Source organism: Sphingorhabdus sp. (genome assembly GCF_044239665.1).
Taxonomy (GTDB): Bacteria; Pseudomonadota; Alphaproteobacteria; order Sphingomonadales; family Sphingomonadaceae; genus Sphingorhabdus_B.
Genome location: NZ_JBIIBA010000004.1, coordinates 49,862 through 71,835, shown reverse-complemented (window position 1 = coordinate 71,835; position 21,974 = coordinate 49,862). Strand labels below are relative to the sequence as shown.

Below are 21,974 nucleotides of genomic sequence, written 5' to 3'. Positions count from 1 at the left end.
AGGATATGGAGAGAGCTACGTCCCCGCATCCGCTCATTGCCCCCCAGATGGCGTTGTTAACCATCGCTGGTTTTTGGGCCTTTTATGCGCTGATCTTGTCGCTACGCGCCGCATTGCTGGATTTTCCTGCGCAAGCTACTCTATTCGAACGACGCTTGATAGTGGCGTTGGTTGGCGTGCTTGTCACTTGGCTGCTCTATGTCGGTTTGCGTATGGGCGACCGCCGTTCGCTTGGCTTTCGGGTCAGTCTGGCGTTTTTGGGGGCCATTCCGTGCGCCATAACATTGGCCTCCGCCAATTTCTATATCTTCAACCTATATGACCCCGTCAGCCTGTTTAAGGACCCAAGCATGGGCCGCTCGGTTGAAGATCTGAAAGCGCAACTGGGCCTGTCCTCTTGGCAGGAAATTGCCGATATCTCAGTGACGCATTATTTTTTCCTGATCGCATGGGGATCGCTCTATGTCGCCATTGGCTATGCCCGTGAAGTGCGCGAAGCCGAACGCAAAACGTCCCGCTTTGCACAAGCGGCGCAAGATGCCGAGCTGCGTTCCTTGCGCTATCAGGTCAATCCGCATTTCTTGTTCAATACGCTGAATTCGCTTTCCAGCCTTGTCATGACCGGAAAGCCCAAAGAGGCCGAAGCGATGATCCAGAATTTGTCCAATTTTTATCGGACAAGCCTGTCGTCGGACCCGCTGGAGGATGTGACGCTTGCAGAAGAAGTCGAACTTCAACGGCTATATCTCGAAATTGAAAGCGTGCGTTATCCCAAAAGGCTGCGTGTCAAAATCGACATTCCCGATGCTTTGTTGGGGCAGCATGTTCCGGCATTGATTCTGCAACCTTTGGTCGAAAACGCGATTAAATACGGTGTCTCGCGCACCACCCGTCCGGTAGAATTGACCATCAGCGCCAAAGCTGAGCGTGATGTTCTTATCCTCAGCGTCATCGATGATGGCGAAGCCGCCGATCCAGACCATATTGGCGGAAACGGTATTGGCTTGGCCAATGTCCGCGACCGATTGGAAGCACGCTATAAGTCGGCGGCGCGCCTCGATACACAAGCGATACAGGGCGGGGGCTTTGTCGCCAATCTGCGTTTGCCCCTAAGCCGGAGGATATCGGCATGAGGCGGCTGCGGACGTTGATTGTCGATGACGAGCCGCTGGCCATTGAGCGCCTTCAAATATTAAGCGCTGATCATCCCATGATCGACATTGTCGGCACGGCAAATGACGGTGTGGAAGCGCTGCGCATTGCGCAAACATTGACGCCGGACTTGATTTTTCTCGACATCGGTATGCCCAAAATGGACGGCATCAACGCCGCCCGCGCCTTGGGGCTTATGGCGAAAAAACCCGCAATCATCCTCATCACGGCTTATGATAATTTCGCGGTTGAGGCGTTTGACCTTGATGTCGTGGACTATGTCCTCAAACCTGTGTCGAGCGAACGTCTTGGCCGCGCAATCACCCGCGCATCTGGCGCATCTGAGGCCGATGCGCATGTGCCCGAGCTTTCGGCAAAAACAAACAGCGGTTACGCGCATGAATTTTGGGTGTCCCACCGCGCGGAGCTTATTCGGGTCGCCGCGATGGATATTGAACGGATTGAGGCCGAGCGCGATTATATGCGGCTATATACCAATGGCCGCAGCTATTTGCTGCACCAGACGATTTCTGCGCTGGAGCAAAGATTGGACCCCGAACAATTTCAGCGCATTCACCGCAGCCATATAGTGCGCCGAGATCTTATCACTGGCCTTCGGCATGAAGGTGGCGGGGTCTGGCACGCTTTATTGGGCGAAGATCACGCGATGCGCATCGGGCGTAAATATCTCGCCGACGTCAAGCGGCTCGCCGGAAAATAGAAAACTCCAATAGTCGCGCGCCAGCCTTGTTGGGTCTGTGGTGATCAGTCGATGCGCTTGGGTTTTTAAATCAATCCAGCAAGCGGGCTGGAGGGATCCGCATACATACGCCGGCCCATTCGGCCCGCCAGATAAGCCATGCGACCTGACTGGACTGCCAATTTCATCGCCATTGCCATAGCAACGGGATTCTTAGCCTCGGCAATCGCGGTGTTCATCAACACGCCTTCGCAGCCCAACTCCATCGCAACTGCCGCATCGGAGGCCGTACCAACGCCCGCATCGACCAATACCGGAACCTTCGCGCCCTCAACGATCAAACGGATGGTGACGCGGTTTTGTATGCCAAGCCCCGAACCAATCGGCGCGCCAAGCGGCATCACAGCCACGGCGCCTGCATCTTCCAATTGCTTGGCGGCAATCGGATCATCGACGCAATAGACCATCGGCAGGAAGCCTTCCTTGGCCAAAACCTCAGTCGCCTTTAACGTTTCGCGCATGTCGGGATATAATGTCTTAGCCTCGCCCAATACCTCAAGCTTGACCAAATCCCAGCCGCCCGCCTCACGCGCCAAGCGCAAGGTGCGGATCGCATCATCGGCGGTAAAGCATCCGGCGGTGTTGGGCAGATAGGTATATTTTTTGGGATCGATATAATCGGTCAGCATCGGTGCCTTTGGGTCCGACACATTCACGCGCCGCACGGCTACGGTGATAATCTCCGCGCCCGACGCCACAAGCGCGGCGGCATTTTGTTCAAAATCCTTATATTTGCCTGTCCCCACAATCAGCCGCGAATGAAAAGTGCGTCCGGCCACTGTCCAGCTATCATTTGGGGCGCTGCCCTGCCCACCGCCAACAAAATGGACGATCTCCAGCCGATCACCATCGGCCAAGACCACATCTTCCAAGGTTGAGCGTGAGACAATCTCCAAATTGCGTTCTACCGCGACCTTGGCCGGATCAAGCCCGATGTCGCGGACAAGATCGGCGACGGTGGCATGGGCACGAAAACGGCGCAATTCGCCATTGAGCGTCAGGGCAATCGAATCCAGGGACAGGGGTGAGGTCATTTCATCTCGCAATTTTTATTCACGCGCATATAGTGTCGGGCGAGCACAGTGCGCAACCGCTGCTTTGACATTATCTGGGGAATATCCTTTGGCCGACCAGCCGGTAATCTTTGTTCTGAATGGACCAAATCTCAATTTGCTGGGCACAAGAGAGCCCGAAATCTACGGTACCGACACGTTGGATGATATCGCTGGCCATTTGGACGACCGTGCGCGCGCCGCAGGGGCCCTCATCGATTTTCGGCAGTCCAACCATGAAGGCCATTTGATCGATTGGCTGCATGAGGCGCAAGCTGTCGGTGCAAAGGCGGTATTGCTGAACGCTGCTGGCTACACGCATACGTCGATCGCGATTTTGGACGCGATTAAGGCGATTAATGTCCCGGTATTTGAAGTGCATCTATCCGACCCGCATCAGCGCGAAGATTTTCGGCATTTAAGCTATGTTGGCATGGCCGCGAAAGAAGTGTTTGCCGGACATGGCGCAAAATCCTACGAACTGGCGCTAGACGTAGCGTTACAACTTTGACATTAGGCGCTCCAAAGTAAATTCAGAGGCCCAAGGAGTTTTACATGGCGGCAAAGACAGGAACCACTGGCAGCATGCAAGTCGACACGGACCTTGTCCGCGAACTGGCGGCGATGCTGAACGACACAGGCCTCAGCGAAATTGAGGTGGAGGACGGCGAACGCAAAATCCGCGTATCCCGCAATATGACCGCTGTAGCCGCACCGATGATGGCAGCGCCCGTCGCGGCGCCCGCAACTGCGCCAGCAGCCGCCGCAGCCGCACCAAGCGCCCCTGCGATATCCGCCAATGCGATGAAGTCACCGATGGTCGGCACGGCGTATCTGACGCCTGAACCCGATGCCGCACCCTTTGTCAGCGTGGGTCAGCAAGTGAAGGCGGGCGACACCGTTTTGATCATCGAAGCGATGAAGGTCATGAACCCGATTGTCGCCGCCACGTCGGGCACCGTCACCGAAATCTTGGTCGAAAGCGGCCAGCCAGTTGAGTTTGATCAACCCCTGTTGGTGATTGCGTAAACATGGCCATTGAAAAAATCCTTATCGCCAACCGTGGCGAAATTGCGCTGCGTATTCACCGTGCTGCGCATGAAATGGGGATCAAAACGGTTGCCGTCCATTCCACCGCTGATGCCGACGCCATGCATGTGCGGTTGGCAGATGAGGCAATTTGCATCGGGCCGCCTTCTGCGACCGACAGCTATTTGAATATTCCGGCGATTATTTCTGCCGCCGAAATCAGCCATGCCGATGCGATTCATCCCGGCTATGGCTTCTTGTCGGAAAACGCGCAATTTGCCGAAATCGTCGAAAGCCATGATATCACATGGATCGGCCCCAAGCCCGAACATATCCGTACCATGGGCGACAAGGTGGAGGCGAAGCGGACCGCAGGCGCCTTGGGCTTGCCGCTTGTTCCCGGTTCCGATGGCGCGATTGAGGATGTCAATGAAGCCAAAGCCATAGCGCGCGACATTGGCTATCCGGTCATTATCAAGGCAGCCTCCGGTGGGGGCGGGCGCGGCATGAAGGTTGTGAACAGCGAAGAAGAGCTGGAAACCCAGATGCAGCAAGCAGGGTCCGAAGCGAAAGCCGCCTTTGGCGACGCGACGGTCTATCTTGAAAAATATCTCGGCAACCCGCGCCATATCGAATTTCAGATTTTCGGTGATGGCAATGGCCATGCCGTCCATTTGGGCGAGCGCGACTGTTCCTTGCAACGGCGGCACCAAAAGGTGCTGGAAGAAGCGCCCTCGCCTGTGCTGGCAACGGCCGAGCGGGATCGCATGGGCAATATCTGCGCCAAGGCGATGGCCGATATGGGCTATCGCGGGGCTGGCACCATCGAATTTTTGTGGGAAAATGGTGAATTTTATTTCATCGAAATGAACACACGGTTGCAGGTCGAACATCCTGTCACCGAAATGATTACGGGCATCGACCTTGTCCGCGAACAAATCCGCGTGGCCGAAGGCAAGCCGCTGTCGTTTCGCCAAGAGGATGTGACCTTCACGGGCCATGCGGTGGAATGCCGGATCAACGCCGAAGATCCGCACAGTTTCATGCCGTCGCCTGGCACGGTTAGCTGGTACCACCCGCCCGGCGGCTTGTATGTCCGCGTCGATAGCGGCCTATATCATGGTTATAAGGTCCCGCCATATTATGACAGCATGATCGCCAAGTTGATTGTCTATGGCCAAACGCGTGAAGGATGCCTGATGCGCTTGCGCCGGGCGCTGGGCGAATTTGTGATTGAGGGTATGAAGACCACGATTCCATTGCATCAACGGCTGTTGGAAGAACCTGATTTCCAGAACGGCAACTACACCATCAAATGGCTTGAAGAATGGCTGGCGAAGGACGCGAAATAACCCTCTCCCGCCGTGAGGTAGCCTTTGGGCTGGCGGCGCTGCCGCTGGCCGGCTGCGCGTCTGTCGGTCCTGACCGTGATGTATTTTTCATTTCAGCGGACAAGGCCGCCGCGCTCTTGCCCGATGACCCAAAGCGGCTGTTAGAGTTGATAAAGCTCGATCCGGCTATCCGGCTCGATATGCGTTATGCGACTGCCAACAATTTTACAGGCCGGATTTTATATGACGAAGCGCGCGCGTTTTTGGCAGCCCCGGCGGCACAAGCGGTCGCGCGTGCCAGCAAAATGGCACAGGCCGACGGCTTTGGCCTGACCATTTACGATGCCTATCGCCCTTGGCGCATTACCAAAAAGCTGTGGGATGCAACGCCAGTTGGCCCGAAAAAGGAATATGTCGCCAACCCCAAACGCGGGTCAAAACATAATCGGGGCTGCGCGGTCGATTTGACCTTACATGATCTGCAAACTGGGCAACTTGTCGAAATGCCGACCGAGTTTGATGATTTTTCCGAAAAAGCGCACCGTGATTATATGGGTGCTTCCACCGCCGCGATCGCCAACCGTGCGCGGCTGGCAAGTTATTTGGAGGCTGAGGGCTTTGTCGGCCTGTCCAACGAATGGTGGCATTTTGATTTTACCGGATGGGCGCAGTTCCCGGTCATGGATATTCCGTTTAACAAGATCACTTGACGAACCCGTTCATCAAAAAGCCTCCTTTCATGAACATGAATAGATAGTTCAGCTTCGCTTCAGCAGAATCGGTTCAGACAGGGCTCAACGCAGAAGCATGGTGCCTCTGCCATGGGGACCTACCATGAAAAAGTTTATCCTATTGAGTTTGGTGACCGCGACCACGCTGTCGCCACTTGCGGCGCATGCGGCTTCGGTCGCACCGGTCGGCCCTGATGTGATGATTGAAAACTATGCGGATGTGCAGAACGAGGGACGTCGCATCGAACGGCAGGCGGCGCGTGCCAACCCGGCACCGGAACAACGCGCAGAGCGGCAGCAAAACCGGCAGCAACGCCTGCAGTCATTGCAAGAGCCCACGCCAGCAGAAGTCATAACGCGCGTCGCGCCGCAGCGTGAGGCCGCGCGCACCGATGCCCGCGCAGCGCGCCAAGACGGCCGATATTATGATCGCAACCGCGATGGTGACCTTGACCGCCGCTGGGACCGCAATCGCGATGGCAGTCTCGACCGGAATTGGGATCGCAACCGTGATGGCCGTCTGGACCGCCGCTTCGACCGCAATGACGATGAACGCATTGACCGTCGCTATGACCGCAACAGCGACGGCCGATTGGACCGGAATCAAATGGGCCGCTGGTCCAACAATTGGCGCAATGACAACCGCTATAACTGGCGCAAATATCGGGAGCAGAACCGAAATTATTACCGCCTTGGTCGGTATTACGCGCCCTATCGTGACCGCAGCTATAGCCGCGTTTCCATCGGCTTTTCTTTAGGTTCGGCCTATTTTGGTTCGCGTTACTGGATCAACGATCCTTGGCAATATCGTTTGCCAGCCGCTTATGGCGGCTACCGTTGGGTGCGTTATTATGACGATGTCCTTTTGGTCGATGTACGCAACGGCCGTGTGGTTGACGTCATTCGCGACTTTTTCTGGTAAGCCTGTAAAAACGAAAAGGCCCGGACATCAACGTCCGGGCTTTTTTGCTTGTAACATTGGCCCAAGCTGACCAAACTCTCCGCCATGAACACAGGAGAGTTTTTGATGTTACGTTGTCTATTATTTGCAAGCGCCGCTTTGTCATTGGTCGCGCCAGCGTCCGCCGCGACGCAAGCAATCATCGTTGGCAACCTCATCCCCGATGCCGCGACAGGCCCTGTTGGGCCAGCGGTCATCTTGGTCGAAGACGGGCGGATTAAAGACATCGCCAAAGGCATCAACAACCCGTTTCAGGCGGACAAAGTCGTTGACCTGTCGACCAAGACATTGGTCCCCGGCCTCATTGACCTCCATGTTCATTTAACTGGCGACCCAGGCGATGATTATCGTGATGAGGCGGTGAACCCCGATGAATGGGGCGTGGTCATGGGCGTGAAGAACGCAGCGTTGACGGTCAAAGCAGGCTTCACGACGGTGCGTGAGGCAGGCTCTGCACAAAATACCGCTTTTGTCCTGCGCCGTGGCACCGCAGAAGGCCGCATCATTGGCCCGCGCATCATCGCCGCTGGCCCCGCATTATCCATCGTCGGCGGCCATGCTGATGTGTCTGGGTTCCGCAACGACGTCATTGCCACGTTGGAATCGGGCTATACCTGCACAGGGCCTGTTGAATGCGCAGAAAAGGTACGCAAATCGTCACGCGCAGGTGCCGACGTTATCAAGATTACGGCTACGGGCGGCGTCTTGTCGCAACAGGGCCGCGGGCTGGAGGCGCATTTTACCAACGAAGAAATGCTATCCATCACCAACACCGCCCATTCGCTTGGGCTAAAGGTCATGGCCCATGCCCATGGCGCGCGCGGCATCGAAGCGGCATCCGCCGCAGGCATTGATTCCATCGAACATGGCACCTTTGCCGATGAGGCGGCGTTGAAGGTGATGAAGGCCAAGGGCACGGCTTTGGTTCCAACGCTAATGGCGCTGGAGGGTGTGCGCGCCCGTCTGGGCAAGGGCATTTACACCCCCACAGTCGAGGTGAAGGCCAAACAAGCCGTTGAGGCCGCTGGCCGTCAGGTCCGCCGCGCAAAGGCCATGGGCGTTACCGTTGCTTTTGGCACCGACGCGGGCGTGTTTGAACATGGCCGCAATGGCAGCGAATTTGCCTTATTGGTGAACGCAGGAATGACCCCGACCGAGGCATTGGCCAGCGCCACCACGGTGGCCGCCAAAACGCTTGGGCTGGAAAATGAAATTGGCCGCATTGCGGTTGGCTATTCGGCTGATCTGGTCGCGGTGAATGAAAATCCGCTCAATAATATTCGCACCCTCGAAACGGCGGAATGGGTCATGGTAAGAGGACGCATCATTCCGTGATTCGGTGATCCTATGCAGACAGATACGCCCACCAAAGAATTTGATCCCAATAATGATCCCGCCAAGCTGGCGCGGATCGGGGCGCATGTCACCAAACGGTTGGACGCCAATCCGCTGGTGCAGCAGGTCGAACATGCCGATGCGCAATTATATATCTATCAAGGGTTTTTAAGCGCCAAAGACTGCAAGACATTGATTGCGAAAATTGATGCCGATGCCGTGCCCTCCACCTTATATGCAGGCACGGAGCAAGCCGGCTTTCGCACCAGTTACAGTTGCCATCTCAACCGGTGGGACGCGTTCATCGCCAAAGTCGAGGCGCGGATGAGCGATGTTTTGGGTATCGACAATGATTATGCCGAAACCATGCAGGGGCAGCGTTACCAAGTCGGGCAAGAGTTTAAAGCGCATCATGATTTTTTCCACCCAAGCCAAAGCTATTGGGTCCACGAAGGCCCGGGCGGCGGGCAGCGCAGTTGGACCGCAATGATCTTCTTGAACGAACCCAAAGAGGGCGGCGCAACCGAATTCCCGCATCTGGGGCTGGGAATTCGTCCGCAAGCCGGCATGATGCTGATGTGGAACAATGCAAAGCCGGACGGGACGCTCAACTATAAAACATTGCATACCGGCACGCCGGTCACGCGCGGGGTGAAGCATATCATCACCAAATGGTACCGGCAAAATGACTGGCTGGAGCTTACGACACCCAAAATGTCGTAAAGGGCATCGCGCATCTTTTGCCCCCCGCTTATTGTCGTCTGTCGAAACCATGTTGCGCTTGGCCATCAGGACGCCGACAGCAAGCCCATTCCCATAAAGCACCCCTTAAGTGCATTTGAAATATTGTTGGAGAATATCCCATGAAAATGAAGCACCATATCCTTTTGCTGAGCTGCGCTGCCTTGCTGTCGCCATTGGCCGCGCAGGCGCAGACAGCCCCGACAGAAACCGCCGCGACCGAAAGCCAGCGACTGGCTGCGTTGTTCGCTGCCGATGATGAGGCCAGCCTGCAGCGTAACCCGTTGAACGCCATGTTCCGGGGCGATATGCGCTATGCTGACCGTTTTGGTGATTTCATCTCCGATGCCTATTTCGCCAATGAACGCAAAGCCGCCGAAGCCAATTTGGAGGCCTTGAAAAACATTGACCGTAACCGGCTAAACGCGACCGACAAGATCGCTTATGACGTGTTCAAACAAAACCAGACGGATGCGCTCAAGGGCTTATCCAAAGAGATTATGGACCTGACCGTCGTGCGTCCGCTCAATCACTTTTTCGGCTTTCACACTTTCTACCCGACCTTTGCCAGCGGACAGGGTGCAGCGCCGTTCAAGACCGTGCAGGATTATGACAATAACCTGAAACGGCATAAGGAGTTTATCATACTCATGGATCGGTCGATTGACCGTTTCCGTCAGGGCATGGCGACGGGCGTGTTTGAAACGAAGATGACAATCACGAATGTCGTCGATCAATTGAATACGCAGCTTGCGCAAAAGACCGAAGAATCGCCATATTATGGGCCAGTCCTGAAATTCCCAGAAGGTTTCAGCGATGCCGACAAGGCACGGCTGACGGCGGAATATCGCGACATTATCGAAAACGGCCTCTACCCCGCCAATGCCCGCCTGCGCGATTTTCTACGCGACAGCTATTTGCCCTTGGCGCGTGAACAGGTTGGCCTATCGGCGATGAAGGGCGGCGAAGGCCTGTATCAATATATGATCGAGCAAACGACGACCTTGCCGTTAAAGGCCGCCGACATCCACAATCTCGGCCTGTCCGAAGTCGCGCGGATTACATCGGGGATGGAAGCGATCCGCACGGAAGTTGGCTTCAAAGGTACTTTACCGGAGTTTTTTGAACATTTGCGTTCAGATCCAAAGTTCAAACTCGCCAGCCGTGATGCCTTGACCCAAGGCTATTATGACATTGGCAAGATTGTCGATGGACAGATTTCGACGCAGTTCAAATATCTCCCCAAAGCGCCGCTTGAAATCAAACCTTATGAAGAATTCCGCGAAAAATATGAAGCTGGCGGCAGCTATCAGTCCGGCACCCCCGACGGTTCGCGCGCCGGCACATTTTATTTCAACGCGTATGACCTGCCAAGCCGCACGACCCCTGGCATGACCACGCTCTATCTGCACGAAGGTGCGCCGGGGCATCATTTCCAGATCAGCATCGCGCAGGAAAATGAAAAATTGCCTGCCTTCATGCGCTTTGGTGGCAATACCGCTTATGTGGAGGGCTGGGCGCTTTATTCGGAAACCTTGGGCTATGACATGGGCCTGTTCAAAGACCCCTATCAACGCTTCGGCACCTTGTCGGACGAAATGCTGCGCGCCATGCGCCTTGTGGTCGACACTGGCCTGCACAGCAAGGGTTGGACGCGCCAACAAGCCATCGATTATATGCTCGCCAATAGCGACATGGGCAAAACCGATGCAACCGCAGAGGTGGAACGCTATATCGCCATTCCAACACAAGCCTTGGCGTATAAAATCGGTGCGCTGACCATCATGCGCCTGAAGGACAAGGCCAAGGCGCAATTGGGCAAAAAATTCGACGTGCGCGAATTCCATAATCAGGTTTTGAACACAGGCGCGTTGCCGCTGACGGTCCTTGAAAAGAAAATCGACGAGTGGATATCAGCGTCGAAGTAAATGCGTGCGCTTCCCGGCGAGAATGCTTGCCGGGAAGCGAACTGCTTGATTGGTATGGCATGTTGCTATAGCTCCCCTGGCAGGGGAGAGTGAATTATGCCAAGTTTTGCCGCCAGCCTTGCTGGTTTTGTCCTGCGCAGCACGGGCTATTATCGCCGGATGTTCAGCGGTGGGCCGCAATTTGAAAAAAATATTGCAAAAATCCGTTCCGCGCCCTTGCCATCACCCAAAGCACATGCCGACGTCGATATTCGGCACAGCGAATTTCAGGGCCGTCCGGTTTGGCACATTGCGCCCAAGGATAGTGCGCCGTCGGCGCATATCCTGTTCTGGCATGGCGGCGGCTATGTTTATCCGGCAACCGACATTCATTGGAAATTTCTGTCGCGCATGGCGGCGCAACATGGCTGGTCCGTGACTGCGCCACTTTATCCGCTCGCGCCGGAAAATACCGCCGCTTATATCACCAATTGGGCGATGGATTATTATACAGCCTATATGGCGGAGATGGGTGACACCGCCTTTGTCATGGGTGGCGATTCTGCAGGTGGCGGCCTGACCGCTGCGTTGGCGCACATGGCGCGCGATGCGGGGCAGGCTTTGCCCGCTAGCCTGTTGCTCATTTGCCCTTGGCTCAACCTTGACCCCGCGCATCCCGACCAGTTGAAAACGGAACCACGCGACGGCATCCTGACCATCAGCGGCATTTCCGCAGGCGGGATGCTATATGCAGGCGATCTGCCCCGCGATGACCCAAGATGCAGCCCGATTTTCGGCAATTGGGACGGATTGCCACCGATTCTCGCCTTTGCTGGCGGCGACGACATATTGGTCACAGATTCGCGCGCATTAAAGGCGAAGCTGCCATCGGTGGAACTTATCGAGCATGCGGGCATGCTACATGATTGGCCCATTTTCAGCTTCCGTGAATCGCGCAAGGCGCAGGCAAGAATGGCCAATTTTGTCGCACCGGCCGTCACCTAACGCGTTTGCGCGCGGGCAATTCCCGCTTTATGCTGTCGGCATGCATATGGACGCATCATGCCAGCGGTAAAGGCCGCCAACCCGCGCGACGTTTTCGCCGCTGACGATTGGCGCGCGATTACCACAGTGTCGCGTTGGCGCGGCATCTGGCTTGTGCTGCATGGCTGGATGGTGGTTGCCCTCGCGGCCTTTGGCGGCGCGGCGGCCTGGGACTATCACTGGTTGGCCGGATTACTGGCAACACCAGTGGTGCTGGCGATATTGGGCGGACGGCAATTGGGGCTTTCAATCCTAATGCATGATGGCGCGCATGGTTTGCTCCACCCCGACCGCAAGACCAACAACTGGCTCGGTCAATGGCCGACGGGCGCAGCGACGGGCAGTGATTTATTCGCCTATCGCGCCTATCATTTGACGCACCATAAATATACGCAGCAGCCCGAAGACCCCGACCTTTCTTTATCCGCCCCCTTCCCCACCAGCCGCGATAGCCTGCGCCGCAAGTTTATCCGCGATCTGACAGGACAGACATTTTACAAGCAACGCCGGGCGCAATTTGCAGTCGCGTTGCGTGGGGCAAGCACCACAGCGCGCACGGTAGGCCGGTTTTTAGCCTTACAAGCCATATTGCTGACGATATCTTTGCTCGTCTGGGGCTGGACGCCATTTCTGCTTTGGCTGGCGGCGCTGGCCACGAGTTTTCAATTGTTCCTGCGCATCCGCAACATCGCTGAACATGCCTGCACACCGACGGGTAGCGGCGACCCGTTCACCCATGCGCGGACCACTTATGCGGGCCTGATCGCCCGTGCGACGGTCGCGCCTTATTGGGTCAATTATCACAGCGAGCATCATCTGTTCATGGGTGTGCCCTGCTACCATCTGGCGGCGACCCATCGCCTGCTGGGAAGCGGCGGCTATCATCCCAAGATGACGCTATCGCCCCATTATCGCGACGTTCTGGCGCAGGCGGTCAACTGACCGAGGGCGCTTGGATATTTTCGCGCTTAATGATGTCCAGCAGCGCGTCGATTTTTGCATGCAAGCGCAGGATTTCTAGTTCGGCGCGCAAATTGACTTCATAATCATGCGCAGCGGCGATGCGGTCTTTGGCCGACTGGCGATTTTGGCTCATCATGATGATGGGCGCTTGAATCGCCGCCACCGTTGACAGCATCAGGTTCAGAAAAATGAACGGATAGGGGTCAAAGGCTTTGCCCAACGTGCCCAATATCTGCGAGTTTAAAAGCATCCAGCCCAACAAAACAGCGGCAAAGACCATGATGAATTTCCATGATCCACCCACCGCCGCAACCTTGTCGGACAGCCGCTCGCCAAAGGTCGACTGTTCGTCGACAATATCGCCGACGTCGCGGCTGGTGTGCTGCACATGGTGAATATGGTGCAGCACCTTGGCCTCTTCCGCCTCCAGCTGGTCCAGCGACTTTCCAAGCAGATCAAGCGCCAGTTGTTCGACGGAAGGCAGTTCTTTCATATCCATACTCCTGCAATGTTCCATCCGAATGGCGCGGCTCTTTTTTATGCAAGCGCCTCGGCAATGAGCTCGCGGCTATTGGCCACGCCATACAGCGCGATAAAGCTGCCCATGCGCGGTCCGGCGCTTGAACCCAAAAGCGTTTCGTACAACGCCTTGAACCAGTCGCGCAGATTTTCAAATCCGCCCTCTTTGCCGATTTCATAGACGATATTTTGAATATCCTCGGCGCTGGCATCCGCAGGCAATTGCGCCAGCCGCGCATCCAGCGTTTGCAAGGCCGCAATCTCGACGCCCTCGGGCTTACGCTTGTGCAGCGTCGGCGCAACAAAGTCGCGGTTATAGGCCAAGGCAATGGGGATCAGCTCGGCCAGTTCCGGCGCATTTTCCGGCGAGACATTATCGGCATAATTGCCAAGATAGGCCCAAACCTGCGCCTCGGTGGCGCCTGCCCCCATCACGCCGACAAGGTTGAGCAACAGGCCGAATGTCACCGGTGGCTGCCCGCTCGGCACTTGGCCATTGTGGACATGGTGCACAGGGTTGCCCAGCCGCTTTTCAATCGGTTGGTCATGCCATTGCGCGCGGAACTGGAAATATTCGTCCACAGCCTTTGGCACGACGCCCAAATGCAGTTGCTTGGCGCTTTTGGGTTCGCGAAAAGCGTAAAAGGCAACGCTGTTTTCGGTGCCATATTTCAACCAATCCTCAAGCGCGAGGCCATTGCCCTTGGACTTGGAAATCTTCTCGCCTTTTTCGTCGAGGAACATTTCGTAAATCAGGCTTTCGGGCGGACGCCCGCCCAGCACGCGCGCGATCTTGCCCGATTGCACGCCGCTGTCGGTCAAATCCTTGCCATACATTTCATAATCGACGCCCAACGCGACCCAGCGCATCGCCCAGTCGACCTTCCATTGCAGCTTTGACTGGCCGCCCAAAACCGATTGCGTGACGATGTCGCCATCATCATCGAAACGGATAAGGCCAGCCTCGGCATCGACAACCTCAACGGGTACCTGAAGCACAACGCCGCTCTTTGCGCTGATCGGCAATATGGGCGAATAGGTCGCGGCCCGTTCCTTGCGCAACGTCGGCAACATGATGTCCATGATGCCCTGATAATTGCGCAGCACATTTTTCAAGGCATCGTCAAACGCGCCGCTTTCATATTGCGACGATGAAGAGATAAATTCATATTCAAAGCCAAACTGATCCAGAAAATCGCGCAGCATCGCATTATTATGCGCGGCAAAGCTTTCGAACTTTTCAAACGGATCGGGGATGCGCGACAAGGGCTTGCCCAAATGTTCGGCGAGCATTGCCTGGTTGGGCACATTGTCCGGCACCTTGCGCAGGCCATCCATATCATCGGAAAATTCGATCAAGCGCGACGGTGCGTCGGACAGGGTCCGGAACGCATTGCGCACCATCGTCGTGCGCAGCACTTCGTTAAACGTGCCGATATGCGGCAAGCCCGATGGGCCATAGCCACATTCGAAGATAATCGCCTGACCATCGGCCTTGCCATGGGGATAGCGTTTCAGCAAACGCCGCGCCTCTTCATAAGGCCAGGCTTTTGATGCCAATGCTATATCGCGAAGGTCAGTCACGTGTTGCTCTTTCGTTCCAAATACGCCTATCAGGGCTGATGGAAACTCCACTAGCCTTTCCTGCGCTCCATGCAAGCCATGCCGGTATTTGGATGGGCAACAGCGACGGACAGTTGCAAACCATGAGCAAGGGCGAGGCGGCGGGCCGTGCGGCGGAAACGCCGATGGTCATGCTGAATGCGCCATTGGTCGCACAAAGGCTTGGCTATCCCGATTTGTCAGGGCTGGACCTTCTGGAGCTATATGCCTTTGTCTATCCGGCGCGCTTTGCCGTGCCGACGCCGAAGGGACTGGCGAAGACCTTAGACTTGCCAGCGCCCGCAACAGACCAAGAGGTTCCGTTGTTCTTATTGCGCGCCGCGCGTCAGTTGCTGTCTGTGCTCGGCGACCCAGATTGGGCCGAACGCGAAGGCGCGTGGGATTCAGCGCAAGCGTTGATGCGGCTGCGTTGGCCATGGGCCAATCTGGTGCTGGCCGCACTCAAAAAGCCCGAGCGGCCCGAACGCTGGCTGTTTAGCCGCTTGCCCGAATGGGAAGAAGCCGCACCGCGCACCCCGCCCCGCGTCGTCACGTTACAGGCCGATGCCGTGCAAGAACGCTTGGCATCTTTGGTCGGCGGCTCTGCAGAAACGCGGCAGGGCCAGCGCGATTTTGCGCAAGCGGCGGCCAATATTTTCGCGCCGCGCAAGGGCAAGGGCGAACCGCATATGCTGCTGGCCGAAGCAGGCACGGGCATTGGCAAGACGCTGGGTTATCTCGCGCCTGCCAGCCTGTGGGCGACCGCCGCCGATGGCACCGTGTGGATTTCCACTTTTACCAAGGCGCTACAACGGCAATTGGTGCGCGAGGCAAAGCGGATTTACCCAGACCATGAAACATTTAAATCCAAGGTCGTGGTGCGCAAGGGGCGCGAAAATTATCTGTGCCTGCTGAATCTGGAGGATGCCTTGCAAGGCGGCTTTGCCGGACGTGCGGCGATCCTTGCGCATTTGGTCGCGCGCTGGGCGGCTTATTCGCATGATGGCGATATGATCGGCGGCGATTTGCCCGGCTGGCTGCCGACCTTGTTTCGGCGCAATGGCTCCACAGCACTGACCGACCGGCGGGGCGAATGCATTTATGCCGGATGCCCGCATTATAAAAAATGTTTCATTGAACGCGCCGCCCGTTCGTCGGTGCAGGCCGAAATTGTCATCGCCAATCACGCGTTGATGATGGTCAACGCCGCGCGCGGGCGGGATGAACAAAACCGGCCAAGCCGGATCATTTTTGACGAAGGTCATCATCTGTTTGACGCCGCCGATTCCATGTTTGCCGCCGCGCTGACGGGCCAAGAAACGATTGAGCTGCGCCGCTGGGTCATTGGTCCCGAAGGCAAAGCGCGCGGGCGACGGCGCGGGCTTTCGGCGCGGCTGGCCGATGTGGCGTCTTATGATGAAGAGGGCGGCTTGGCCATTGAAATGGCGCGCGTCGCTGCTGAGGCTTTGCCCGGCGACGGATGGCTTGCGCGTTTGGCCGAGGGCATGCCGTCCGGGCCAATCGAACGATTATTGGCCGCGATCCGCGCGATGGTATTTGCCCGCGACGAAAGCAATGCGACTGAAAGCGGCTATGGGCTGGAGACCGAGCTTGCCGACCCTGACCCGCGCGTCATTGACGCCGCCGCCGATGCCGCCACCGCGTTAGAAGCTCTGGCAAGGCCGCTGACGGTGTTGGGGCAACGATTGGAGGCGATGATTGCCGACCCGCCCGATTGGCTCGATGGCAGCGCCCGTGCGCGCGTGGAGGGGGCAACCGCAAGCCTAAGCTGGCGCATCGACACGTTGCGCGCATGGATATCGATGTTGGCGCGCGCCGTTGGCCCTGTTGACCCCGAATATGTCGACTGGTTGGCGATTGAGCGGTTTGAAGGGCGCGAAATGGACATTGGCATGCACCGCCGATGGCTCGACCCCATGAAACCCGTGGCGGAAATCGTGCTGAAGCCAAGCCATGGCGTGTTGGCCACCTCAGCAACCTTGCGCAGCGGCGGCGACTGGCAAAATGCCGAGGCGCGGACAGGGGCAAGTCATCTGGATAAGCCAGCGACGCATTTTTCGGCGATCAGCCCGTTTGATTATAAAGCGCAGGCCGAAGTCCTGATCGTCACCGACATTAAAAAGGGCGATGCGGCCGCTTTGGCCGGGGCTTATGCGGCGTTGATTACCGCATCTGGCGGCGGCGTGCTCGGCCTATTTACCGCGATACGGCGCTTGCGTTCGACCTATGCGCGCATCGCCGACCGCTTGGCCCGCGACGGCCTGCCTTTATATGCGCAACATGTGGACCCCATTGATACCGGAACACTGGTCGACATATTCCGCGATGACCCACATGCAAGCTTGCTTGGCACCGACGCCCTGCGCGACGGGGTGGACGTTCCGGGCCATTCGTTGCGGCTGGTGGTGATGGAGCAAATTCCGTGGCCCCGCCCCGACATATTGCACCGCGCGCGGCGTTTAAAACATGGCGGCATGGATTATGATGATCGCATCATCCGCGCAAAAATGGCGCAGGCCTTTGGCCGCCTCATCCGCAGCGCCAATGACAAAGGCCATTTTGTGCTGCTGTCATCGGCGGTACCAAGCCGGCTGTTGTCGGCATTCCCGCCGGGCACACCCATTCGCCGGGTGACGTTGGAGGAAGCGGTGAATTCTGTGAAATCAGGTCTTTCGTCTGACACAAATTTACGGCAGGACGCGTCAGACACGTTGGAAGCGAGCAACCCGATTTGACCTTCACCCTTACCTTGTTCCGCCATGCCAAATCGAGCTGGGATGACGCCGTCCCGCGCGACTTTGACCGACCGCTTAATAAGCGCGGCGAAAGGGCGGCAATCACGATGGGCGTCTGGGTAAAACGCAATGGTTTGACCTTTGACCATGTGGTCGCAAGCCCCGCCGTGCGCGTGATTGAAACCATTGACCAATTTGTGAAGGGCACAGGCGGACGCATGGAGCCCAATTGGGACCGCCGGATTTATCTGGCGTCCTCTGCGACGTTGATGGACGTGCTGCGCGATCAGGCCGACGAACATAAAAATCTGTTGATGGTCGGGCATAATCCGGGGTTAGAGGATCTGGTATTCGACATTTGCCCCGATGATGGCAGTTCGCCGTTACGCGATTTGGTGTGGGAGAAATATCCCACAGCCGCCATTGCGCGGATGGCGTTGAACATCACGCATTGGGCCGATGTTGATCGCAAATGTGGGCAGCTCACACACTTCATCCGGCCCCGTGATCTCGACCCCGAACTCGGACCCGAGGACGAATGACACCCATTTTGTGGCGCACGGCCGATGCCGGTGATGCCGAAGCGCTCGCATATCTGGGTGCGGCGACTTTCATGACAACTTTCGCCTTTGACCATCCCGGCGAACCGATGATGGAACATTTGCGACAAGAACATAGCGCCGAATATTATGCCTCCGCGCTTTGCGATCCGGCTTATGATGTCTTGCTGGGCGAAACCCCGCTTGGCGCGCCTGTCGGCTATGCCATGGTCACGCCGCCGTCCCATCCTGCGCTGCAGCAAGCTGGCGACATCGAACTGAAACGCATCTATTTGCTGGCACCTTGGCAGGGCAATGGTAACGGCAAAGACCTGTTAGAACGGGTTTTTGCGGTAGCAGAAAAACGCAAGGGACAGCGCCTATTGCTGTCCGTCTACGAAAAAAATGTCCGCGCCATTGGCTTTTACGAACGGGCCGGCTTTGCGGCGATTGGTGAAACCGTTTTCATGGTCGGCCCAGTGCCATTCCGCGACTTGGTCTACGCCCGGAATATGGGTTAGGCCGTAAACCCATAAATATCACCTTCGCGGTTTGAGGCCATATTGTTCAGTGCAAGGCGGTAAGCGCAGGACTTAGTGGTTCTAAGTCCAAGCTTGCCAACGCAGCAATGGACAAAATGGGTCAAATCCGAAGGACGTTAAAATGGCTTCGATCTCAAATCAAAATGCCCTTGCAGGCAGAATGACTGCCTGCGGCGGACATTTTACTTCGATATCTTTGCCATTTTGACGCCGCAAAGGTGATATTTATGGGTTCACGGCCTATTCAGGCCGCGGCCAAAGCAGATGCCAACCGGTCGCGTACTGCCTGCAAAGCGCCAAAATCGAACGCCGCAACGGGCGCTTGCATAGCCGATTGCATGGGCGCTGGCGTAGGTGCTTGCGCGGGCGCCTGCTGTGCCCCGCCTTCCGTCAGAAAACGGCGCGCGCCCTTCACCGTATAGCCTTCTTCATATAATAAGCGGTGGATCGTATGCAAAAGGGCGACATCTTCGGGGCGATACAGCCGCCGACCACCCGCCCGCGTAAGCGGGTTCAACATGGGAAATTGTTCTTCCCAATAACGTAAAATGTGCGTGCGAACGCCCAAAGCCTCTGCCATTTCACCAATATTACGGAAGGCATCGGCCGATTTTTCACGCATGAAAGTTATTTTACCTTTTGGCGCATGCCTTGGCTTGCACGGAATGTAAGAACCCGGCGCGGCGTGATTGGCACTTCTACGCCCGTTTTCGGGTTGCGCCCGATACGCTCGCTTTTGTCCCGAAGAACAAAGGTGCCAAAACCCGAAATTTTGACATTATCACCGTTGAGTAAAGCAGTGGTCATATGACCCAGTATCGATTCAACCATCGCCGCGGCGTCAGCACGCGACAAACCGATTTGACGGTTAAGCATCTCGGCCAAATCGGCACGTGTTAATGTTCCTGCTTCTGCCATATTCGTCTCCGGGTCTTAACTTATATTGTCAGATTAATGTCATACAATAGAATTTCAAATTGTAAAATAGTGATGTTGTCGGAAACTGAGGGTCAGGGCCTATTACATCCGTATGATGGATGCGCCCCAGGTGAATCCGCCACCCATTGCTTCCAAAACGACAATATCGCCTTTTTTGATCCGGCCGTCACGCACCGCGACATCTAAGGCCAAAGGAACCGATGCTGCCGATGTATTTGCGTGCTGGTCAACGGTGAGGACAACTTTGCTGGGATCAAGCGCCAATTTCTTGGCCGTTGCCTCAATAATCCGGGCATTGGCCTGATGCGGAACGACCCAGTCGATATCGGCTGGCGTCAATTCTGTCGCGGCCAGCACCTCATGCAAGACATTGGTGAGATTGGTCACGGCATGACGGAACACCTCCCGCCCCTTCATCCGCAATTTGCCAACAGTGCCGGTGGTGGATGGGCCGCCATCGACATATAATAATTCATTATGTTGTCCATCGGCATGCAATTTGGTCGCCAGCGCGCCGCGCGTTCCCACTTCGCCTGACAAAACAACCGCGCCAGCGCCGTCGCCAAATAATACGCAAGTCGTGCGGTCTTCCCAGTCCAATATGCGGCTAAATGTTTCGGCCCCGATGACCAATGCATTATGGGCGGACCCTGCACGGATCATGCTTTCGGCAACCGAAAAGGCATAGAGGAAGCCCGAGCAAACCGCCGCTACATCAAAAGCAACGCCGCCATTGCAGCCAAGCGCATGTTGCACAATGGTGGCAGAAGCAGGGAATGTCTGGTCAGGCGTTGCCGTTGCTAAAATGATCAGATCAATATCACAGGCCGACATGCCAGCCGCGTCCAGCGCCCGGCGCGATGCTTCGATTGCTAGGCTGGAGGTTGTTTCATCAGGCTCGGCAATGTGCCGAAACTTTATGCCGGTCCGCTCGGTAATCCATTCGTCGGTCGTATCGACCTTATTGGCCAGATCAGCGTTCGATACGCGGTTGCGCGGAAGCGCAGAGCCAGTGCCCTTAATGACCGCACGAAGAGCGACTTCGGTCATGCGGCCTGTATCCGCGCAAGATCTTGCGTGATGCGTGCGGTAATATCTTCTTCAACCAATCTGGCAGCCACCTCGACGGCATTGGCCACGCCCTTGATGTTCGCGCTGCCATGGCTTTTGACGACCACGCCATTCAGGCCCATGAACACCGCGCCATTATGATTATTGGGGTCAAGATGGTGACGCAGCAATTCGGTGGCGGGCCGCGAAACCAGAAATCCGAATTTTGACCGGATGGAACTGGTAAAGGCCCGGCGCAAAAGATCGGTTACGAAACGGGCCGTACCTTCAATCGATTTCAACGCGATGTTGCCCGTGAAACCATCGCAAACCACGACATCGCATTCGCCGCGGTTAATCTTGTCGGCCTCAACAAAGCCTTGAAAATCCATATGGAGGCCGGTCGCGTCGCGTAAATGTTGCGCCGCGTCGCGCAGTTGATCGGTGCCCTTCATTTCCTCGGTACCGATATTCAGCAAGCGGACACGCGGGCGCTCAAAGCCGAAGATGATCCGCGAATAGGCCGCACCCATGACGGCAAACTGGACAAGGTTTTTCGCCTCACACTCGGTGTTTGCGCCCAGATCGAGCATCACCACATCTGTGTCTTCGAGCGTCGGCAGCAAGGCAGACAGCGCCGGCCGGTCGATGCCGGGCATCGTGCGAAGGGCAAGTTTGGCGGTGGCCATTAATGCGCCGGTATTGCCGCCACTCACGGCGGCGCTCGCATGGCCGGACTTCACCGCATTGATGGCGATGCCCATGGAACTGGTCTTGGCCTTGCGTAAGGCCGCGCTGACCTTGTCATCGGCTGTAACGACAACATCGCTATGCAGGATTTCGGAGGCCGTGCGCAGATTGGGATGCTTATCGAGCGCAGATTTAATCTGCGTTTCGTCGCCTACCAAAAGAAATTGGAAGTTTTCATGCCGGTGCCGGGCCAAAGCCGCGCCTGCGATCATCACAGGAACGCCTTCATCACCGCCCATCGCGTCAATGGCGATACGCGGTTTCATCGACA

At 56.5% G+C, this 21,974-nt stretch carries 22 protein-coding genes; 15 read left to right on the top strand and 7 right to left on the bottom strand.

The window, feature by feature from the left end:
- Positions 1-5: 5 nt before the first annotated feature.
- Together ACILP3_RS02275 and ACILP3_RS02270 are read left to right on the top strand one after the other, a co-directional pair.
- The gene (locus ACILP3_RS02275) at positions 6-1,133 is read left to right on the top strand and encodes a sensor histidine kinase (RefSeq protein WP_395615050.1); all 1,128 of its coding nucleotides are present in this window, start codon (positions 6-8) and stop codon (positions 1,131-1,133) included.
- A complete protein-coding gene (locus ACILP3_RS02270) occupies positions 1,130-1,873 on the top strand; it encodes a LytR/AlgR family response regulator transcription factor (RefSeq protein WP_395615049.1) in 744 nt (247 codons plus the stop codon). The genes ACILP3_RS02275 and ACILP3_RS02270 overlap by 4 nt, the downstream gene beginning before the upstream one ends.
- Before the next feature lie 65 nt (positions 1,874-1,938).
- Here the strand turns inward: ACILP3_RS02270 and thiS are convergent, their stop codons facing one another.
- Positions 1,939-2,946, bottom strand: a complete 1,008-nt coding sequence (thiS, locus tag ACILP3_RS02265) for a sulfur carrier protein ThiS (protein ID WP_395615048.1) — start codon at positions 2,944-2,946, stop codon at positions 1,939-1,941.
- Between the two features lie 88 nt (positions 2,947-3,034).
- On the opposite strand from thiS, the gene ACILP3_RS02260 reads away from it, so the two are divergent.
- From ACILP3_RS02260 to ACILP3_RS02215, 10 genes are all read left to right on the top strand, one after another.
- Entirely contained in the window at positions 3,035-3,475 is a 441-nt protein-coding gene (locus tag ACILP3_RS02260) for a type II 3-dehydroquinate dehydratase (RefSeq protein WP_395615085.1), read from the top strand.
- A gap of 44 nt (positions 3,476-3,519) precedes the next feature.
- On the top strand, positions 3,520-3,993 hold the full coding sequence (gene accB, locus ACILP3_RS02255; RefSeq protein ID WP_395615047.1) for an acetyl-CoA carboxylase biotin carboxyl carrier protein: 474 nt from the start codon (positions 3,520-3,522) through the stop codon (positions 3,991-3,993).
- A 2-nt stretch (positions 3,994-3,995) separates the two neighbouring features.
- Positions 3,996-5,345, top strand: coding sequence for an acetyl-CoA carboxylase biotin carboxylase subunit (gene accC / locus ACILP3_RS02250; protein WP_395615046.1), 1,350 nt, complete (start codon positions 3,996-3,998; stop codon positions 5,343-5,345).
- Positions 5,321-6,034 carry a M15 family metallopeptidase gene (locus ACILP3_RS02245; protein WP_395615045.1) on the top strand — a complete coding sequence of 238 codons (714 nt, stop codon included), beginning with the start codon at positions 5,321-5,323 and terminating at the stop codon, positions 6,032-6,034. The genes accC and ACILP3_RS02245 overlap by 25 nt, the downstream gene beginning before the upstream one ends.
- Before the next feature lie 124 nt (positions 6,035-6,158).
- Positions 6,159-6,977 (top strand): RcnB family protein, encoded by an 819-nt coding sequence (locus ACILP3_RS02240; RefSeq protein ID WP_395615044.1) that lies wholly within the window; start codon positions 6,159-6,161, stop codon positions 6,975-6,977.
- A 105-nt stretch (positions 6,978-7,082) separates the two neighbouring features.
- Entirely contained in the window at positions 7,083-8,351 is a 1,269-nt protein-coding gene (locus ACILP3_RS02235; protein WP_395615043.1) for an amidohydrolase family protein, read from the top strand.
- Between the two features lie 12 nt (positions 8,352-8,363).
- The gene (locus tag ACILP3_RS02230; RefSeq protein WP_395615042.1) at positions 8,364-9,074 is read left to right on the top strand and encodes a prolyl hydroxylase family protein; all 711 of its coding nucleotides are present in this window, start codon (positions 8,364-8,366) and stop codon (positions 9,072-9,074) included.
- 140 nt (positions 9,075-9,214) lie between these two features.
- On the top strand, positions 9,215-11,020 hold the full coding sequence (locus ACILP3_RS02225; protein WP_395615041.1) for a DUF885 domain-containing protein: 1,806 nt from the start codon (positions 9,215-9,217) through the stop codon (positions 11,018-11,020).
- 96 nt (positions 11,021-11,116) lie between these two features.
- Positions 11,117-12,004: an alpha/beta hydrolase fold domain-containing protein gene (locus ACILP3_RS02220; protein WP_395615040.1), complete on the top strand. Its 888-nt coding sequence runs from the start codon at positions 11,117-11,119 to the stop codon at positions 12,002-12,004.
- A gap of 57 nt (positions 12,005-12,061) precedes the next feature.
- A complete protein-coding gene (locus tag ACILP3_RS02215; RefSeq protein ID WP_395615039.1) occupies positions 12,062-12,985 on the top strand; it encodes a fatty acid desaturase family protein in 924 nt (307 codons plus the stop codon).
- On the opposite strand, the gene ACILP3_RS02210 is transcribed toward ACILP3_RS02215, so the two are convergent.
- Together ACILP3_RS02210 and ACILP3_RS02205 are read right to left on the bottom strand one after the other, a co-directional pair.
- Positions 12,978-13,499, bottom strand: coding sequence for a DUF1003 domain-containing protein (locus ACILP3_RS02210; RefSeq protein WP_395615038.1), 522 nt, complete (start codon positions 13,497-13,499; stop codon positions 12,978-12,980). The genes ACILP3_RS02215 and ACILP3_RS02210 overlap by 8 nt on opposite strands.
- Positions 13,500-13,543: 44 nt before the next feature.
- Positions 13,544-15,109 carry a lysine--tRNA ligase gene (locus tag ACILP3_RS02205; RefSeq protein ID WP_395615037.1) on the bottom strand — a complete coding sequence of 522 codons (1,566 nt, stop codon included), beginning with the start codon at positions 15,107-15,109 and terminating at the stop codon, positions 13,544-13,546.
- 38 nt (positions 15,110-15,147) lie between these two features.
- Between ACILP3_RS02205 and ACILP3_RS02200 the strand changes: the two genes are divergently transcribed.
- The 3 genes from ACILP3_RS02200 to ACILP3_RS02190 are packed head-to-tail and all read left to right on the top strand — an operon-like array spanning position 15,148 to position 18,943.
- Entirely contained in the window at positions 15,148-17,883 is a 2,736-nt protein-coding gene (locus ACILP3_RS02200) for an ATP-dependent DNA helicase (protein WP_395615036.1), read from the top strand.
- Positions 17,880-18,425 (top strand): SixA phosphatase family protein, encoded by a 546-nt coding sequence (locus ACILP3_RS02195; protein WP_395615035.1) that lies wholly within the window; start codon positions 17,880-17,882, stop codon positions 18,423-18,425. Before ACILP3_RS02200 ends, ACILP3_RS02195 begins: the two co-directional genes overlap by 4 nt.
- Complete coding sequence (locus tag ACILP3_RS02190) at positions 18,422-18,943, top strand: GNAT family N-acetyltransferase (protein ID WP_395615034.1); 522 nt, start codon at positions 18,422-18,424, stop codon at positions 18,941-18,943. The genes ACILP3_RS02195 and ACILP3_RS02190 overlap by 4 nt, the downstream gene beginning before the upstream one ends.
- A 265-nt stretch (positions 18,944-19,208) precedes the next feature.
- Here the strand turns inward: ACILP3_RS02190 and ACILP3_RS02185 are convergent, their stop codons facing one another.
- The 4 genes from ACILP3_RS02185 to plsX form a co-directional block, all read right to left on the bottom strand.
- Complete coding sequence (locus ACILP3_RS02185) at positions 19,209-19,586, bottom strand: MerR family transcriptional regulator (RefSeq protein ID WP_395615033.1); 378 nt, start codon at positions 19,584-19,586, stop codon at positions 19,209-19,211.
- Positions 19,587-19,591: 5 nt separating this feature from the next.
- Positions 19,592-19,882 (bottom strand): integration host factor subunit alpha, encoded by a 291-nt coding sequence (locus tag ACILP3_RS02180; protein WP_395615032.1) that lies wholly within the window; start codon positions 19,880-19,882, stop codon positions 19,592-19,594.
- Positions 19,883-19,984: 102 nt separating this feature from the next.
- Positions 19,985-20,953 (bottom strand): beta-ketoacyl-ACP synthase III, encoded by a 969-nt coding sequence (locus tag ACILP3_RS02175; RefSeq protein WP_395615031.1) that lies wholly within the window; start codon positions 20,951-20,953, stop codon positions 19,985-19,987.
- On the bottom strand, positions 20,950-21,969 hold the full coding sequence (plsX, locus tag ACILP3_RS02170) for a phosphate acyltransferase PlsX (protein ID WP_395615084.1): 1,020 nt from the start codon (positions 21,967-21,969) through the stop codon (positions 20,950-20,952). The genes ACILP3_RS02175 and plsX overlap by 4 nt, the downstream gene beginning before the upstream one ends.
- Positions 21,970-21,974 lie beyond the last annotated feature (5 nt).

Excerpts from the sequence above, each read along its gene's own strand:
- ACILP3_RS02275 (WP_395615050.1), top strand. The coding sequence starts at position 6 with ATGGAGAGAGCTACGTCCCCGCATCCGCTCATTGCCCCCCAGATGGCG.
- ACILP3_RS02270 (WP_395615049.1), top strand. The coding sequence starts at position 1,130 with ATGAGGCGGCTGCGGACGTTGATTGTCGATGACGAGCCGCTGGCCATT.
- thiS (WP_395615048.1), bottom strand. The coding sequence starts at position 2,946 with ATGACCTCACCCCTGTCCCTGGATTCGATTGCCCTGACGCTCAATGGC.
- accB (WP_395615047.1), top strand. The coding sequence starts at position 3,520 with ATGGCGGCAAAGACAGGAACCACTGGCAGCATGCAAGTCGACACGGAC.
- accC (WP_395615046.1), top strand. The coding sequence starts at position 3,996 with ATGGCCATTGAAAAAATCCTTATCGCCAACCGTGGCGAAATTGCGCTG.
- ACILP3_RS02245 (WP_395615045.1), top strand. The coding sequence starts at position 5,321 with ATGGCTGGCGAAGGACGCGAAATAACCCTCTCCCGCCGTGAGGTAGCC.
- ACILP3_RS02240 (WP_395615044.1), top strand. The coding sequence starts at position 6,159 with ATGAAAAAGTTTATCCTATTGAGTTTGGTGACCGCGACCACGCTGTCG.
- ACILP3_RS02235 (WP_395615043.1), top strand. The coding sequence starts at position 7,083 with ATGTTACGTTGTCTATTATTTGCAAGCGCCGCTTTGTCATTGGTCGCG.
- ACILP3_RS02230 (WP_395615042.1), top strand. The coding sequence starts at position 8,364 with ATGCAGACAGATACGCCCACCAAAGAATTTGATCCCAATAATGATCCC.
- ACILP3_RS02225 (WP_395615041.1), top strand. The coding sequence starts at position 9,215 with ATGAAAATGAAGCACCATATCCTTTTGCTGAGCTGCGCTGCCTTGCTG.
- ACILP3_RS02220 (WP_395615040.1), top strand. The coding sequence starts at position 11,117 with ATGCCAAGTTTTGCCGCCAGCCTTGCTGGTTTTGTCCTGCGCAGCACG.
- ACILP3_RS02215 (WP_395615039.1), top strand. The coding sequence starts at position 12,062 with ATGCCAGCGGTAAAGGCCGCCAACCCGCGCGACGTTTTCGCCGCTGAC.
- ACILP3_RS02210 (WP_395615038.1), bottom strand. The coding sequence starts at position 13,499 with ATGAAAGAACTGCCTTCCGTCGAACAACTGGCGCTTGATCTGCTTGGA.
- ACILP3_RS02200 (WP_395615036.1), top strand. The coding sequence starts at position 15,148 with ATGGAAACTCCACTAGCCTTTCCTGCGCTCCATGCAAGCCATGCCGGT.
- ACILP3_RS02190 (WP_395615034.1), top strand. The coding sequence starts at position 18,422 with ATGACACCCATTTTGTGGCGCACGGCCGATGCCGGTGATGCCGAAGCG.
- ACILP3_RS02185 (WP_395615033.1), bottom strand. The coding sequence starts at position 19,586 with ATGCGTGAAAAATCGGCCGATGCCTTCCGTAATATTGGTGAAATGGCA.
- ACILP3_RS02180 (WP_395615032.1), bottom strand. The coding sequence starts at position 19,882 with ATGGCAGAAGCAGGAACATTAACACGTGCCGATTTGGCCGAGATGCTT.
- ACILP3_RS02175 (WP_395615031.1), bottom strand. The coding sequence starts at position 20,953 with ATGACCGAAGTCGCTCTTCGTGCGGTCATTAAGGGCACTGGCTCTGCG.
- plsX (WP_395615084.1), bottom strand. The coding sequence starts at position 21,969 with ATGAAACCGCGTATCGCCATTGACGCGATGGGCGGTGATGAAGGCGTT.